The 16,290-nt window shown below is 47.0% G+C and carries 17 protein-coding genes; 6 read left to right on the top strand and 11 right to left on the bottom strand.

From position 1 onward, the window contains the following. Positions 1–139 precede the first annotated feature (139 nt). The 4 genes from glmM to rlmE form a co-directional block, all read right to left on the bottom strand. Positions 140–1,477 carry a phosphoglucosamine mutase gene (gene glmM / locus Q1A40_RS12210; RefSeq protein ID WP_300000449.1) on the bottom strand — a complete coding sequence of 446 codons (1,338 nt, stop codon included), beginning with the start codon at positions 1,475–1,477 and terminating at the stop codon, positions 140–142. After that, positions 1,470–2,318 (bottom strand): dihydropteroate synthase, encoded by an 849-nt coding sequence (folP, locus tag Q1A40_RS12205; protein WP_300000643.1) that lies wholly within the window; start codon positions 2,316–2,318, stop codon positions 1,470–1,472. The genes glmM and folP overlap by 8 nt, the downstream gene beginning before the upstream one ends. Positions 2,319–2,623: 305 nt before the next feature. Next, complete coding sequence (gene ftsH / locus Q1A40_RS12200) at positions 2,624–4,543, bottom strand: ATP-dependent zinc metalloprotease FtsH (protein ID WP_300000447.1); 1,920 nt, start codon at positions 4,541–4,543, stop codon at positions 2,624–2,626. Positions 4,544–4,599: 56 nt separating this feature from the next. Beyond that, on the bottom strand, positions 4,600–5,229 hold the full coding sequence (gene rlmE / locus Q1A40_RS12195) for a 23S rRNA (uridine(2552)-2'-O)-methyltransferase RlmE (RefSeq protein ID WP_300000446.1): 630 nt from the start codon (positions 5,227–5,229) through the stop codon (positions 4,600–4,602). 124 nt (positions 5,230–5,353) lie between these two features. On the opposite strand from rlmE, the gene yhbY reads away from it, so the two are divergent. Next, a complete protein-coding gene (yhbY, locus tag Q1A40_RS12190) occupies positions 5,354–5,647 on the top strand; it encodes a ribosome assembly RNA-binding protein YhbY (protein WP_300000642.1) in 294 nt (97 codons plus the stop codon). A gap of 103 nt (positions 5,648–5,750) precedes the next feature. Here the strand turns inward: yhbY and greA are convergent, their stop codons facing one another. Beyond that, the gene (greA, locus tag Q1A40_RS12185; protein ID WP_300000444.1) at positions 5,751–6,227 is read right to left on the bottom strand and encodes a transcription elongation factor GreA; all 477 of its coding nucleotides are present in this window, start codon (positions 6,225–6,227) and stop codon (positions 5,751–5,753) included. A 252-nt stretch (positions 6,228–6,479) separates the two neighbouring features. On the opposite strand from greA, the gene dacB reads away from it, so the two are divergent. The 3 genes from dacB to pmrB are packed head-to-tail and all read left to right on the top strand — an operon-like array spanning position 6,480 to position 9,633. Next, entirely contained in the window at positions 6,480–7,913 is a 1,434-nt protein-coding gene (gene dacB, locus Q1A40_RS12180) for a serine-type D-Ala-D-Ala carboxypeptidase (RefSeq protein ID WP_300000442.1), read from the top strand. A gap of 2 nt (positions 7,914–7,915) precedes the next feature. Continuing rightward, positions 7,916–8,578 (top strand): two-component system response regulator PmrA, encoded by a 663-nt coding sequence (gene pmrA / locus Q1A40_RS12175; RefSeq protein WP_300000440.1) that lies wholly within the window; start codon positions 7,916–7,918, stop codon positions 8,576–8,578. Then, complete coding sequence (pmrB, locus tag Q1A40_RS12170; RefSeq protein ID WP_300000438.1) at positions 8,575–9,633, top strand: two-component system sensor histidine kinase PmrB; 1,059 nt, start codon at positions 8,575–8,577, stop codon at positions 9,631–9,633. The genes pmrA and pmrB overlap by 4 nt, the downstream gene beginning before the upstream one ends. A gap of 38 nt (positions 9,634–9,671) precedes the next feature. On the opposite strand, the gene cgtA is transcribed toward pmrB, so the two are convergent. The 4 genes from cgtA to rplU form a co-directional block, all read right to left on the bottom strand. After that, positions 9,672–10,844 (bottom strand): Obg family GTPase CgtA, encoded by a 1,173-nt coding sequence (gene cgtA / locus Q1A40_RS12165; RefSeq protein ID WP_300000436.1) that lies wholly within the window; start codon positions 10,842–10,844, stop codon positions 9,672–9,674. 16 nt (positions 10,845–10,860) lie between these two features. Then, positions 10,861–11,826 (bottom strand): DMT family transporter, encoded by a 966-nt coding sequence (locus tag Q1A40_RS12160; protein WP_300000434.1) that lies wholly within the window; start codon positions 11,824–11,826, stop codon positions 10,861–10,863. Between the two features lie 93 nt (positions 11,827–11,919). Next, a complete protein-coding gene (gene rpmA / locus Q1A40_RS12155) occupies positions 11,920–12,177 on the bottom strand; it encodes a 50S ribosomal protein L27 (RefSeq protein ID WP_300000433.1) in 258 nt (85 codons plus the stop codon). 18 nt (positions 12,178–12,195) lie between these two features. Next, positions 12,196–12,507 carry a 50S ribosomal protein L21 gene (gene rplU, locus Q1A40_RS12150; RefSeq protein ID WP_300000431.1) on the bottom strand — a complete coding sequence of 104 codons (312 nt, stop codon included), beginning with the start codon at positions 12,505–12,507 and terminating at the stop codon, positions 12,196–12,198. 261 nt (positions 12,508–12,768) lie between these two features. Here rplU and ispB point away from each other — a divergent pair, with 261 nt between their 5' ends. Beyond that, positions 12,769–13,740, top strand: coding sequence for an octaprenyl diphosphate synthase (ispB, locus tag Q1A40_RS12145; protein ID WP_300000429.1), 972 nt, complete (start codon positions 12,769–12,771; stop codon positions 13,738–13,740). 240 nt (positions 13,741–13,980) lie between these two features. Next, positions 13,981–14,301, top strand: coding sequence for a DNA-binding transcriptional regulator SfsB (gene sfsB, locus Q1A40_RS12140; RefSeq protein WP_300000428.1), 321 nt, complete (start codon positions 13,981–13,983; stop codon positions 14,299–14,301). A gap of 139 nt (positions 14,302–14,440) precedes the next feature. Here sfsB and Q1A40_RS12135 read toward each other — a convergent pair whose 3' ends face one another. Both Q1A40_RS12135 and Q1A40_RS12130 read right to left on the bottom strand, forming a co-directional pair. Then, entirely contained in the window at positions 14,441–15,127 is a 687-nt protein-coding gene (locus Q1A40_RS12135; protein ID WP_300000641.1) for a response regulator transcription factor, read from the bottom strand. Further along, entirely contained in the window at positions 15,127–16,185 is a 1,059-nt protein-coding gene (locus Q1A40_RS12130; protein ID WP_300000427.1) for a cell wall metabolism sensor histidine kinase WalK, read from the bottom strand. The genes Q1A40_RS12135 and Q1A40_RS12130 overlap by 1 nt, the downstream gene beginning before the upstream one ends. Between the last annotated feature and the right edge of the window lie 105 nt (positions 16,186–16,290).

Raw genomic sequence — 16,290 nt, 5'->3', positions numbered from 1 at the left:
GAGAATACTAACCAAAGTCATAGTGCTGCGCAAGGGCAATTTATTAACATTGCACTGACTGCGGAAAAAAACACCAAATCACTGACTTTGGTCAGTTAAACCGGTATAAATAATGACCGGTTTTTCATAATAATGACACTCAGACGGCTTTTACCGCATCTGCGATACGATGAGCAAATTCCGTGACCTGAGCTTCATCTTCACCTTCAACCATAACGCGGATTAAAGGCTCGGTACCTGATTTACGTAACAGCACCCGTCCACGACGGCCGAGTTTCTGTTCAACTTCCTCAGTAACACGTTTCACTTCTGCATTTTCTAGCGGATCGCTAGAGCCTGCTGCAAAGCGGACATTCACTAAAACCTGTGGGAAAAGTTTCATGCCACTACATAAATCACCCAGACTCATGTTGTTACGCATCATAGCAGTGAGCACTTGCAAACCGGCGACAATACCGTCACCTGTCGTCGTGCTGTCCAGCAGAATGACATGCCCGGAGTTTTCAGCACCAATACGCCAGCCTTTCTCTTGCAGTTTTTCCAGTACGTAACGGTCACCTACTTTGGCACGGGCAAACGGAATACCCAGCTCTTTTAAGGCAACTTCAAGACCCATATTACTCATCAGAGTCCCGACAACACCACCGCGTAACTGCCCCTGGCGCAGCGCTTCACGGGCGATAATATACAGAATTTGATCGCCATCGACTTTGTTACCTTGTTCATCAACCATGATGATACGGTCGCCATCACCATCCAGTGCGATACCCAGATCCGCTTTTTCAGCCAGAACGCGGGCCTGAAGCATTTCGACATCGGTGGCACCGCATTTTTCGTTAATGTTCAAACCATTTGGTTCGCAGCCAACGGCAATAACATTAGCCCCCAGCTCGCGCAGCACATTAGGCGCAATGTGATAAGTTGCGCCGTTAGCGCAGTCAACCACCACTTTCAGCTCGTTCAGACTGAGCTCATTCGGGAAGGTACCTTTACAGAATTCAATATAACGTCCGGCAGCATCAACGATACGGCTCGCTTTACCCAGCTGAGTAGAATCGACACAGGTCAGTTCTTTTTCCATTTCCGCTTCAATAGCTTCTTCAACTGCATCAGGCAGTTTGGTGCCATCAATGGAGAAAAATTTGATGCCGTTATCGTAGAAAGGGTTATGAGAGGCTGAAATAACAATCCCGGCCTCAGCACGGAAGGCACGCGTTAAATAAGCGACTGCCGGAGTTGGCATGGGTCCGGTAAAAGACGCAGATAAGCCTGCGGCAGCAAGCCCCGCTTCCAGCGCAGACTCCAGCATATAACCGGAAATACGTGTATCTTTACCAATAATTATTTTACGTGAACCATGACGAGCGAGAACTTTTCCTGCTGCCCATCCCAGTTTCAACATAAAATCAGGCGTGATCGGCGCTTCACCTACACGGCCACGAATACCATCAGTACCAAAATATTTACGGCTACTCATAACGACTATTTTCCTTCGCTGAAAGGGTGGCTTCAACCACACGGATTGCGTCTACAGTCTCTTTGACATCATGAACACGTATAATATGCGCTCCTTGCATTGCAGCAATAACTGCGCAAGCCAGACTGCCACTCAAACGGTGTTCAGGACCGACATTCAATAACTGGCCAACCATCGATTTACGCGACATACCGACCAGTAAGGGCAGATCATAGCGATGAAATTCCCAAAGGCGAGCCAGTAGCTGGTAATTATGGGTGAGATTCTTACCGAAACCAAAGCCCGGGTCGAGTAACAATTTATCTTTTGTAATACCTGCAGCTTCACAACGCGCAATATTCTCAACAAAAAAATTATGCACATCAGCAAAAATATCATCGTAATGGGGAGCTTGCTGCATGGTTCCTGGCTCGCCTTGCATATGCATCAGGCAGACGGGTAATCCCGTTTCAGCTGCGGCTTGCAAGGCTCCTGGTAGCTGCAATGAACGAATATCATTGATCAGATGAGCGCCAACTCTGGCCGACTCCTTCATCACTTCCCCCTGGGAAGTGTCCACCGAAATCCAAACTTCAAATCGCTGCGCCAGTGCCTCAACAACAGGAATAACGCGGGACAGTTCTTCATCGAGGCTGACTTGTGCAGCACCGGGGCGCGTCGACTCGCCGCCAACATCAATAATGGTTGCTCCGGCGTTAATCATGGCATTGGCATGTTTTAGCGCATCAATTAATGCGTTGTGTTTACCACCATCGGAAAAAGAGTCCGGCGTCACGTTGAGTATCCCCATCACATGGGGATGGTTCATATCAAGCGTGGCGCCCTGTGCGCGTAATAGCATGTGATTTTTGTCCATATTTTATAGCATGAGCCGGAAACACAAGGAGATTGATACTCCCCCCGTCTCTAGCCTGATAAGTGACTAAGGCGAATTATGCTATCAGTTTTTGATCCAGGGATAGAGCAGATGTTACACCGCTTTTACACTTCCGTCGCCGCACTTAGGTCATTTGGCAGACTTCAGCCCTGAATCCGGCTGTGATGGTACAGGGATAACGCGTTGAATTAATGATTTTCAGAAAATAAAAAACCCGGGAGTTACCCCGGGTTTTTATAATAAAAACATCTTGTCAGACTCGCTAACAGTTACTCAGGCGTTTTTTCTGAGCCAGAGGTATCTGACGCATCAGCCGGGCTCACAGCGCTTGGCGTAGCATTGTTGCCAGAGTTACCTTTAGACTTAGAATCATCATCCCAGCCTGCAGGCGTACGCACTTCACGACGAGCCATCAAGTCATCAATCTGCGGAGCATCAATAGTTTCATACTTCATCAATGCGTCTTTCATTGCATGAAGGATGTCCATATTTTCGTCCAACAGACGGCGAGCACGAGCATAGTTGCGCTCAATCAGGGCTTTTACTTCCTGGTCGATGATACGCGCAGTCTCATCAGACATATGCTTGGCTTTGGCAACTGAACGCCCCAGGAATACCTCACCTTCTTCCTCTGCATACAGCAGTGGACCCAGTTTATCGGAGAAGCCCCATTGGGTGACCATGTTACGCGCCAGGTTAGTCGCAACTTTAATATCGTTAGACGCACCAGTAGACACTTTTTCTACACCGTAGATGATCTCTTCTGCCAGACGACCACCATAAAGTGTCGAGATCTGGCTTTCCAGTTTCTGACGGCTGGCGCTAATCGCATCACCGACAGGCAGGAAGAAGGTCACACCCAGTGCACGACCACGTGGAATGATGGTCACTTTATGAACCGGATCGTGCTCAGGAACCAGACGACCAATAATGGCATGTCCTGCTTCGTGATACGCAGTTGATTCTTTTTGCGCTTCCGTCATCACCAGAGAGCGACGTTCTGCTCCCATCATGATTTTGTCTTTCGCTTTTTCAAACTCAACCATCGATACGACACGCTTGTTGGTACGGGCAGCAAACAGCGCCGCTTCGTTAACCAGGTTAGCCAAGTCAGCACCTGAGAAACCTGGGGTACCACGTGCAATAATTGCCGCATCGATATCAGTTGCCAGAGGCACACGACGCATATGCACTTTCAGAATCTGCTCACGGCCACGAACATCTGGTAAACCAACCACAACCTGACGGTCAAAACGGCCTGGACGTAGTAATGCTGGATCCAGAACATCAGGGCGGTTAGTTGCCGCAATCACGATGATCCCTTCGTTGCCTTCGAAGCCGTCCATCTCAACCAGCATCTGGTTCAGGGTCTGCTCACGCTCATCGTGACCACCACCTAAACCGGCGCCACGTTGACGACCCACGGCATCGATTTCATCGATAAAGATAATGCAAGGTGCCGCTTTTTTCGCCTGTTCAAACATGTCACGAACGCGCGATGCACCAACACCAACGAACATTTCAACAAAGTCAGAACCAGAAATCGTAAAGAACGGAACTTTTGCTTCGCCAGCGATGGCTTTAGCCAGCAATGTTTTACCGGTACCCGGTGGGCCCACCATCAGCACACCTTTAGGAATCTTACCGCCCAGTTTCTGGAAACGGCTCGGTTCGCGCAGGTATTCGACCAGTTCAACAACGTCATCTTTTGCTTCATCACAACCTGCGACATCCGCAAAGGTTGTTTTGATTTGGTCTTCTGTCAGCATACGCGCCTTGCTCTTACCGAACGACATGGCACCTTTGCCGCCACCGCCCTGCATTTGACGCATAAAGAAAATCCAAACCCCTATCAGCAATAGCATCGGGAACCATGATATGAAGATAGAAGCCAGTAAGCTAGGCTCTTCAGGTGGTTCACCAACCACTTTCACCTGTTTAGTCAACAGATTATCAAGCAGTTTAGGGTCATTAACGGGAATGTATGTCGTGTATCGGTTACTGTCTTTCAAAGTAACGTTGATTTCACGCCCGTTGATACGAACTTCACGAACCTGATCCTGATTTACTTCAGACAAGAAAGTGGAATAGTCCACTCTACGGCTATTCGACTCGCTGGGCCCAAAGCTCTGAAAAACTGACATTAGCACGACGGCAATGACTAGCCAGAGTATTAGGTTTTTCGCCATGTCACTCAAGGGATTAACCTCACATTACAACTGTGTTAACAAACAGCGTCAGGGTACTATACTTTACGCCCGGTCGCTACAATGTACACTTCACGTGAGCGGGCACGAGAAGAGTCCGGTTTACGCACTTTAACTTTCGTAAACAAGGAGCGAATTTCTCGCAGGTATTCATCGAATCCTTCGCCTTGAAACACTTTCACTACAAAACTACCACCCGGAGCCAGAACATCACGGCACATTTCCAGCGCCAGCTCTACCAGATACATTGAGCGGGGGATGTCAACAGCTGGCGTCCCACTCATATTCGGTGCCATATCGGACATGACAACCTGAACTTTACTCTCACCAACACGTTCCAACAGAGCCTTAACTACTAGCTCATCACGAAAATCACCTTGAAGGAAGTCTACCCCAACAATAGGATCCATAGGTAACAGATCACAAGCGATAATTCTTCCCTTACTCCCAATCTCAGTCACAACATACTGTGACCATCCACCAGGAGCAGCACCAAGATCAACAATAGTCATTCCTGGCTTAAAAAGTTTGTCACTTTGTTGTATTTCATCAAGTTTAAACCAAGCACGGGAACGTAGTCCCTTTTTCTGTGCCTGAAGTACATATTTATCGCTAAAGTGTTCCTGCAGCCAGCGACTGGAACTGGCAGAACGCTTTTTACCTGTCATCTCATTATCCAACGTTGCTCATCGTGAGTGCAGGCTGTGCATATAATCACAGCCGATTTGGCTATACACTGGAGATGGCGGTAGAATGAACCGTTTTCAATCCCAACGTAAGCAAAAATATACGATGAATCTTAGTACTAAACAAAAACAGCACCTTAAAGGTCTCGCTCATCCACTCAAGCCGGTCGTTATGCTTGGCAATAATGGTTTGACCGAAGGGGTACTGGCCGAGATAGAACAAGCGCTTGACCATCACGAGTTAATCAAGGTGAAAGTTGCAACCGAAGATCGTGAAACTAAAACCCTGATAGTTGATGCTATCGTGCGCGAAACCAAAGCCTGTAATGTCCAGGTTATCGGAAAAACACTCGTTCTTTATCGTCCGACTAAAGAAAGAAAAGTTTCTCTGCCGAAATAGAGACGTGAGCAAAATGCCACGCTCTGCTCGTTGATTAAAGGCCGCATAGCGGCCTTTTTCTTATCTTTACAATACGCAAGCCATTGAGTAAGCATAGTTGAAATTATAAATATTCAACTTTTAGAATTTCAAACTCAACATCACCACCCGGCGTGCGAATAACTACAACATCGTCGCACTCTTTTGCGACCAGGCCACGCGCAATCGGTGAGTTTACAGAAATAAGATTCTGTTTAAAATCAGCCTCATCGTCACCCACAATACGGTATGTCAGCTCTTCTTCGCTGTCCAAGTTTAATACTGTTACCGTAGCCCCAAAAATAACGCGACCGTTATTAGGCATTTTCGTGATGTCTATCACTTGGGCATTAGAAAGTTTCGCTTCAATATCTTGAATACGCCCTTCACAGAAACCTTGCTGCTCACGCGCCGCGTGATATTCAGCATTTTCCTTTAAATCACCATGTTCACGCGCATCAGCGATAGCAGCGATAATTTCAGGTCGACGTACGGACTTCAGGAAATCGAGCTCTTCACGTAATTTCTCAGCACCACGTAAAGTCATCGGAATTGGTTGCATTATTTATACCTCTTATAATCAGTTCTGTGTGGCACAGTCAGCGGGCTAATAAGCCAAGAGTATATCCTGAGTTTATAAGCACATCCCTGCCAACAAATGAAACAAAATGGTTCGGAGTGATACCCCAAACCAAGCAGAATATTTCAAATTATCCGCTATTTTACCCTGGAGTTCACTGAGGGTCATCGTTTACTTTGCACTACGATGCACCGTAGTATGAAGACCATGTTTACAGGACATTACCGCGATACTATGCGATTTTCTAGATTTATCATTGGGTTGGCTTCTATTTTTACGCTAAATGTGCAAGCGGCAAATGTGGAAGAATATCTGTCGCAGCTACCTGCGGGGGCAAATCTGGCGTTGATGGTACAAAAAGTGGGAGACTCCTCCCCCACGATTGACTATCACGGCCAGCAAATGGCGTTACCAGCAAGTACCCAAAAAGTGATTACGGCGCTTGCTGCTCTTTTGCAGCTAGGACCCGATTTTCGCTTCACCACAACACTTGAGAGTAAAGCGCCAATTCAAAATAATATCCTGGAAGGAGACCTGACGGTACGTTTCAGCGGCGATCCTACGCTCAGACGTCAGGATATCCGTAATATGGTCACCGCCTTAAAAAAGGCCGGTGTAGAGCAAATTAAGGGCAACCTGCTGATAGATACTTCCGTCTTCGCCAGCCATGATAAAGGCCCCGGCTGGCCATGGAATGATATGACCCAGTGTTTCAGTGCTCCCCCTTCTGCTGCCATTATCGATCGTAACTGTTTCTCGGTTTCGTTATCCAGCGCGCCTAAGGCCAATGATCTGGCACATGTTCGTATCGCCTCTTATTATCCCGTCATTGTAGCAAGTCAGGTTAAAACATTGGCCAGAGGCTCATCGGAAGCCCAGTATTGTGAGCTGGATGTGGTAACCGGTGACTTAAATCGCTATACGCTGACGGGCTGCATGCCACAAAGGGAAGAACCTTTACCCCTTGCGTTTGCCATCCAGGATGGTGCGGGCTACGCGGGGGCTATTGTTAAGAAAGAACTGGAACAAGCAGGTATTCGCTACAGCGGAACCATTCTGCGTCAGACACAACCGAATGAGCCAGGCACTGTGATTGCCAGTAAGCAATCCCCACCATTAACGACGCTGTTGAAAACCATGTTAAAAAAATCAGATAACATGATTGCAGATACCGTATTCCGTACTATCGGTCATCAGCGTTTTGGCGTACCCGGAACCTGGCGCGCAGGAGCTGATGCTGTACGTCAGTTGTTACGGCAAAAAGCAGGCGTAGATTTAGGTAATAGTATCGTAGTCGATGGCTCAGGGCTTTCGCGTCATAACCTGATCTCTCCAGCAGTGATGATGCAGGTCCTTCAATATATTGCACAAAATGACAGTGAGCTGAACATTATTTCGATGCTCCCATTAGCAGGATACGATGGTTCATTACAGTATCGTGCGGGTCTGGACCAGGCGGGTGTTAATGGTAAGGTTTCAGCAAAAACCGGCTCATTACAAGGGGTCTATAATATGGCAGGTTTTATCACCACTGCGAGTGGTAAACAGATGGCCTTTGTACAATATTTGTCCGGCTATGCAGTTGAACCTGCCGATCAACGTAACCGTAGGATCCCTCTGGTTCGTTTTGAAAGTCGACTATATAAAGATATTTATCAGAATAACTGATCATGAAATTATTGATTGTCGAAGATGATGTGTTATTACAGGAAGGACTGACGCTGGCCTTCAACCAAGGCGGTTATGTTCTTGATATTGCAGCAACACCATCACAGGCAGACCAGTATGTTCGTTGTGCTGAATACAGTCTGATTATCCTCGATCTTGGTTTACCCGACCAGGATGGTGCGACATTGCTTCGTCACTGGCGTCAACGCGGTATTAAAAGCCCAGTACTGATACTGACAGCCCGCGATACGCTGGAGGACAGAGTCAGTGTACTGGACTCCGGTGCCGATGATTATCTGACGAAGCCTTTTGCGCTGGTTGAGCTCCAGGCTCGCGCCAGAGCCTTAATACGCCGTCATCAGGGACATAGTGATAATCTGCTACAAGATAATGGCTTAACGCTGAATCTCCAGACGCAACAAGTGGTGCTGGATAACCAATCCGTCGATATTACGCCGAAAGAGTTTTCAATTCTCACTCGTCTGATGATGCGTCTGGGGCAAACAGTCCACCGTGAAACCCTGCAACAAGATATTTATAGCTGGCAGGACGATCCTGGCTCCAATACCCTTGAAGTCCACATTCATAACCTGCGGCGAAAATTAGGTAAGGGAAGAATCAAAACCATCAGGGGTATTGGTTATCGTCTGGAAAGCATCGCGTGAACAGCATGCGCTGGCGACTGATTATTATCCTGGCGTTTATCTCCCTTTTTTTTCAAACTGCCAGCGTCTGGTGGCTATGGCATGAAAGTCGGGAACAAATTGCTTTTTTAGTGCAAAAGGCTGTATCCGGTACGGTCAATAATGCGCAGATAGAAAATGAAATCCACGAAGCTATTGCCGCATTACTTATTCCTTCGATAGTCATGATCGGCTGTATTTTGTTTTTTTCATTCTGGGCGATAACCTGGATAACACGCCCGCTGGAAAAACTGCGTACCAGCTTGTCCCATCGTTCCCCGAATGATCTTTCCCCTATGCCTGTATCTTCCAGTATCGGAGAGGTAGTTGCGATAACAACGGTGCTTAACCAGTTACTTGCCAGGCTGGATAACAGATTGCAGCAAGAGCGTCAGTTTACTGCTGATGCTGCCCATGAATTGCGTACCCCGCTTGCAGGTCTCAAACTGCATCTGGAGTTGATGGCAAATAATGGTGTTCCACAGGCACCAGTATTGCTACAGCGTACCGATCAACTGATGCACACCATTGAACAACTGCTGATGCTGGCAAGAGCGGGACATGCACTGGCAAGTGGGCATTATCAGACGCTGAACTGGACAGACGATATTATCGCGCCATTGCAGATGGAGATAGACGAACTGGCAATGCAACGTCAGCAACGAATCGTCTGGCCTGATAAAACCACCTGTAACACACAGGGAGACGCTATCTTGTTACGGCTAATGCTACGTAACCTGTTAGAGAATGCATGCCGTTACGGGCCGGAGAAGAGCGTTATTCAGCTATTACTGGTTGAACAGGAGGACGGTATCGTACTGACAGTCTGCGATCAGGGACCTGGCATTGCTGAGCAGTATCGACAACATCTGACAAAGCCCTTTGAACGTCTCGACAGGCGCTACAGTGGCTGCGGACTGGGGTTAAGTATCGTCCACCGAATAGTGCATTTACACCATGGCTATCTGACGCTGGATAATAGCTCTGAAAATGGCGGGTTACTGGCCAGTTGCTGGCTCCCTCACCAGAGAGAATAAAACAGGCCGAATAAATTCGGCCTGTCAGATTACCTGCCCTACTTCTGATAGATGATTTCGACGCCTTCGTCGTCTTCTTCATCCCAGTCATCATCCCAGTCATCTTCTGATTCAGCTTCCATTTCATCGAGCTGCTGGCGATGATAATCATCCCACATAAACTCGACTTTCTCTGGCTGCTTGCTAGCATCAGCGATAACAATAGGGTTAGCGATAATAAAACTCATGATATCCCAGCACAGATCTTTAACGCCAACCTGGCTTGCCGCAGAAATCAGATAGTATTTTTCATCCCATCCTAAGGCTTCAGCAATCGCTTTCGCTTTTTCTTCGGCTTCTGCTTTATCCATCAAATCAATTTTATTGAACACTAACCAGCGTGGTTTCGAAGCTAAGTCAGCGCTGTATTTTTCTAACTCACCAACGATTATCCGCGCATTGTTTACCGGATCTGAACCATCGATAGGATCGATATCAATCAAGTGCAGTAAAACCCGGCAGCGTTCAAGGTGCTTAAGGAAACGGATGCCCAGTCCCGCACCATCGGCTGCCCCTTCAATCAGACCTGGAATATCCGCAACCACGAAACTTTTTTCGTTATCCATACGGACGACGCCCAGTGAAGGGATTAGCGTGGTAAATGGATAATCCGCGACTTTGGGTTTAGCCGCAGAAACTGAACGGATAAATGTCGATTTACCGGCATTTGGCATACCCAGCATACCGACATCGGCTAACAGCATCAGCTCAAGCTGAAGCTCGCGCTGCTCACCCGGTGTTCCCATGGTTTTTTGACGTGGCGAACGGTTTACTGATGACTTAAAACGCGCATTTCCCAGCCCGTGCCAGCCGCCCTTACCTACCATCAGTTTCTGACCATGTAGCGTCATATCACCCATGGTTTCGCCAGTACCCTGATCGATAATTCGCGTACCAACAGGAACTTTTACCGTGACATCTTTACCGCGCTTACCGGTACAGTCACGACTCTGACCATTTTGACCACGTTCAGCGCGGAATGACTTCTCAAAACGGTAGTCAATCAGGGTGTTCAGGTTTTCATCAGCCTCAAGCCAGACATCACCACCATCACCACCATCACCGCCATCCGGTCCGCCCCTCGGGATATATTTTTCACGACGGAAGCTTACGCAACCATTACCGCCATCACCTGCTACCACCAGGATAGTTGCTTCATCAACAAACTTCATTTTACTTCTCCGTAAATCATTCGTCTGAACGTTGTCCAGGGGTGACGACATCGGCTGATGGCCGGCGTCCCCAAAGGCGATGACCAATCGCGGAATACATCGCACCAGTCACGACGACAAACGCTCCGACATAACCTAAAAGGTTGAGCTGAGGCATGGCGAAATAGTCGGGCCAGGCCTGGGATAACAGGTCTGAAAAGAGCAGTGTAAACAGAGGGGTTAGTGTAATCAGGGCACTAACCTGAGATGCCTGCCAGCGTGCCATGGCTTCCGCCAGTGCACCATAACCTACAATGGTATTCAAACCACAAAAGAATAAACATGCAAGCTGCCAGTTGTTCAGTAAGAACAGGGTATCCAGCTTCGCTATCGGTAACAATGCTACCGCACATAAAATATACAACAAAAGGAGGATTTGTTGTGAGGCTAACCGACGCAATAACACTTTTTGCGCGACCCCGTAACTCACCCACACCATTGCTGCCAGAACACCGAAAATCACACCCAAGGTATAATCAGTCATCCTGGTAAAAATTTCGATTAGACTGTTATTAAAAAACATAATCAGCCCGCACAACAACATAATGGCACCAACGATCTGTGTGCCACGCATTCTTTCCTTCAGAACCACGACGCTGGCAACCATCATTCCAACTGGAGATAGCTGACCAATAACCTGAGAAGCGGTTGGGCTGAGATATTGCAGTGAGGAGCTAAAAAATAAAAAGTTACCAAGCAATCCAGCGGTCGCAATCGCTAACATAGCTAACCAACGGGGCTTACGAAAGATACGCACCGGAGGCAGTTTTTTACGAAATGCGAGAATAATGCCTAAACCAATACTCGCCATTGAGAAACGATAAAAAACTACGGTTAAGGGTTCCATTACCGGAAGCACTTGTTTCATTGCAATCGGTAAACTCCCCCAGCACATTGCCGTGATTATCGCTAAAACAATGCCGATTCCAGCCTGCTGCTTCATGCTCGTTTGATACCTATGATTTTTCGGATGCAGAATGTAAAAAGCCCCGCAATATTTTGCGGGGCTTACATCCGTTATCAGGACGCGAAAAACTTATTCAGCAACGATGCTGATATATTTACGGTTGTTCGGGCCTTTAACTTCAAACTTAACTTTACCGTCAGACAGTGCAAACAGAGTGTGGTCACGACCACAACCTACATTGGTGCCCGCGTGGAATTTAGTACCACGTTGACGAACAATGATGCTGCCTGCTAATACTGCCTCACCGCCGAAACGTTTTACGCCCAGACGTTTAGCTTCGGAATCGCGACCGTTACGAGTTGAGCCGCCAGCCTTTTTATGTGCCATTTAATCTGCTCCTCTGTATTAAGCGCTGATGCCAGTAATTTTAACATCAGTGAACCACTGACGATGGCCCTGTTGTTTACGGTAGTGTTTACGACGACGAAACTTAACAATTTTAATTTTCTCGCCACGACCGTGAGCAACAACTTCAGCTTTGATTACGCCGCCATCAACGAAAGGAACGCCGATTTTGACTTCTTCACCGTTTACGATCATCAGAACTTCTGCGAACTCAACTGCTTCGCCAGTTGCGATGTCTAGCTTTTCCAGGCGAACGGTCTGACCTTCGCTTACTCGGTGTTGTTTACCACCACTTTGGAAAACCGCGTACATATAAAACTCCGCTTTCCGCACTCGCCTTACATTGAATTCAGGCTGCGCTATAAATATTCACAATAGGGCGCGAATATTACGCAAAACGCGACGCTTTGACAAGTACGATTGTTTATTCCACAAAGAAAAAAAGTACAATCTGTGCCACCCCATTTATCTGTCTCGTATTTTTAGTACAATCTGTACTACAGTATCTCACCGACACCCTCCTGCTAAGCCGTAGAATTACGGCAGAAATAGGACAAAAACCAGATTTTTGCGATGAAACTAGAAAAAATTAATGAATTAGCCGCGCAAGATATGGCGGGCGTAAATGCGGCAATCCTTGAGCAATTAAATTCTGATGTTCAGCTGATTAATCAGCTCGGCTACTACATCGTCAGTGGCGGCGGTAAGCGTATTCGCCCGATGATAGCCGTTATAGCAGCCCGGGCATTAGGATATGAAGGTACAGCGCATATCAACATTGCAGCACTGATCGAATTTATCCACACAGCAACTTTGTTACACGATGATGTCGTTGACGAATCCGATATGCGGCGCGGAAAAGCAACGGCAAATGCCGCATTTGGCAATGCCGCCAGCGTTCTGGTAGGCGATTTTATCTACACCCGAGCCTTTCAGATGATGACGCAATTAGGATCACTCAAAGTTCTGGAAGTGATGTCTGAAGCGGTAAATGTGATTGCTGAAGGTGAAGTTTTGCAGCTGATGAACTGCAATGATCCGAATATTACAGAAGAGAGTTATATGCGGGTCATTTACAGTAAGACAGCCAGATTATTCGAAGCTGCGGCACAGTGTTCAGGCATTCTTGCCGGAGCCAGTGAAGCACAGGAAACCGCCCTTCGGGATTACGGTCGCTATCTTGGTACCGCTTTCCAGTTAATTGATGATTTACTGGATTACAGTGCCGATAACCAGACATTAGGCAAAAGTGTCGGCGATGACCTCAATGAGGGTAAACCAACGCTTCCTTTGCTCCATGCCATGCGCCATGGTACGCCTGAGCAATCCAGAATGATTCGTGAAGCTATTGAGCAAGGTAACGGCCGTCATCTGCTTGAGTCTGTTCTGGAGACGATGAAAGCTTGTGGATCGCTGGAATGGACGCGTCAGCGTGCCGAAGAAGAGGCTGATAAGGCTATCTCAGCACTTAGTGCTATTCCGGACTCGCCATACCGCGAAGCACTTATTGCGCTGGCACATATGTCTGTACAACGCGACCACTAACAAGCTTATTTAACGTGTCTTCCACGGCGCGTTAAAGTTTCCAATAACATAAAGAACGCCCCTGAATATCTTATCTTTGTGCTTTACTTTCATTTATTACATAGTAAGTTGCGCGAGATGACACATATTTAATCGTTCCATATATTTACAAAAAGCATTTGGATGTTTTCATGATATAACTATCCCTGACAGCCATTGTTATTCGGTAACAATAGGTAGTGATACTCACAGGGAGAAGTTATGAAAAGTCAACATACGGATTGGCATCCGGCAGATATCGTCGCCGGCTTGAGAAAAAAAGGTACATCACTGGCCGCTGAGTCACGGAAGGCGGGGCTAAGTTCATCAACACTGGCAAACACGCTAACGCGTCCGTGGCCTAAAGGTGAACTGATTATTGCAGATGTTTTGGGGATCAAACCTTGGGTTATCTGGCCATCGCGCTATCACGATGCCATTACTGATGAATTCATCGACAGAACTCATCATATCCGAAAAAAGGAACCGAGCGTTTCGGTGGATCCCGTAACAGAGAGGGATGAATGTGCCACAATCCCGTAGCACTGATGTACACCATGCCTGAGCTTTCTGTATAAGTCATGGCTCAATATTCAGAGGGATGCCAGCATCTCTCTGAATATCCGAACGCTAATGATCGCTGCAAGAATGCAGAGAATAGTGTAATCATTTAATTTCTTTATTATTCAGTATGATAGAGATAACCCATGCCATGTACGGTGCGGATCAATTGTGGATTATTTGGGTCAGGCTCAATCGTTTTACGTAGCTTGGATATATGCTGATCTAACGTGCGGCTGTTGGGTAGATAGTCATAGCCCCAGGCAGCATCAAATAGCATTTCTCGAGTAACAACACAATTTTTATGCAGATGAAGACACTCCAGAATTTTCATTTCACGCAATGAAAGTTCAAGTCGTTCACTCTGGCGCAGCGCGCACAATTGATTAGGATAAACGGTCAAATCACCAAAATAAAAACTGATCTCTGGTTGTGCTGTCCTGCTGTGCAGGCAACGTCGTGCGATCGTTTTGATCCTGGCTCTGATCTCATGGATACCAAAGGGTTTACTGATATAATCATCTGCGCCCAGCTCCAGTCCTACAACGCGATCGATCTCTTCATCCTTAGCCGATAAAAAAACGATAGGGATCTGTTCATCCAGTTTACGGATCTCACGACATACGCTGTAGCCATCCAGCTCAGGCATCATGATATCGAGAATGATAAAGTCAGGTGCCTCCTGTCGATACTTATCTAAGGCCACTTTGCCATTTTCCGCCGCAATCAACTGGTATCCTTCACGTGACAACGCTTCCACTAATCCTTGACGAATATGGATATCGTCTTCAACGATCAGAATTTTCATCATGACTTTCCTGTAATTTGTACAAGCGGGTTACCCGGGTTATGATTTTGTTCAGACCTATCACGCAGCAGACGTAGTGTGAAACATACGCCGGGTGATTGTGGAGTGACCAGAATCATCCCTCCCAGGCTCTGTGCTAATTGCTGAGCAATAGCCAGACCAATACCGGTACCCGTGACTCCTTCGGTAAGACTTGATTTGACCCGGTAGAAAGGGGTGAAAATCATGCCAATCTCTTTTTCGCTAATACCAGGGCCATAATCCCGCACTCTGATATCGATATATTGCGCATCGGTGACGGTCTGTAAGTCTATTTTTTTTGCTTCACCGGCATACTTTTCGGCATTACTCAGGAAGTTACCGATAATTTGCATTAGCCTGTCAATATCACTCTGTATGACAGCATTTTCACTGAGTGTCAGTGAGACTGTTATTCCTTCAGTATGCAACGAAGGCATGAAAGTATGGGCAACCTGAGTGACTACCGCATTGACGTCGACCTGTTGGAAGTGCAACTTAGGTTCACGTGTGAAGGTCAGAATATTTTGAATAAGACGTGATAAACGCTGACTTTCTCCGGTAATCACATCCAAATAACGTAGCGATTCAATATATTCATCATCGGCCAGCTCCTCTTTTAACAGCTCAGCATAGAGCGTGATATTGGTCAGAGGTGTTTTTAATTCATGGGATACCTGGCTGACAAAATTAACCTGCTGGCGAACCAGCCTGTCTGCCTGAGTATATTCACGGTAGAGCCGGAAAATGATCAATCCCGTGACAGTCAGCAATAACAGGATAAAAACGCCTCCCCAAAGGTATATGGTGACTGACGTTTCCGGCTGCCCATAATAACTCACCTGCCAGGCAGAGAGCGGATAGGGCAAGTTTTGTTTATCCAGCAGTTGCTGTTTATCCAGTGCGCGATAGGGAGCACTTTGGTACAACAGGCGAGCATTTTCTTCCAGCACCAAGGTATCACTGCCGAAATCAAAATGGGCAACATTGATGACATCTGACAACAAATTGATATAAGAGATGCGAAACCCGATGATCATACCGTCTTTATCAGGAAGCGCCGTAAAGCCTCGTTCTTCTAGGGCGAGGATATAAGGCGTGCTTTTGACCTTCTATCCAACCCGTCATTGACTTTTACATTCAAT

This window comes from uncultured Cedecea sp. (assembly GCF_947498825.1).
Classification (GTDB): domain Bacteria; phylum Pseudomonadota; class Gammaproteobacteria; order Enterobacterales; family Enterobacteriaceae; genus JGM124.
Note: the sequence above shows the minus strand (reverse complement) of the source record. Positions and strands in the feature narration are given on the sequence as shown.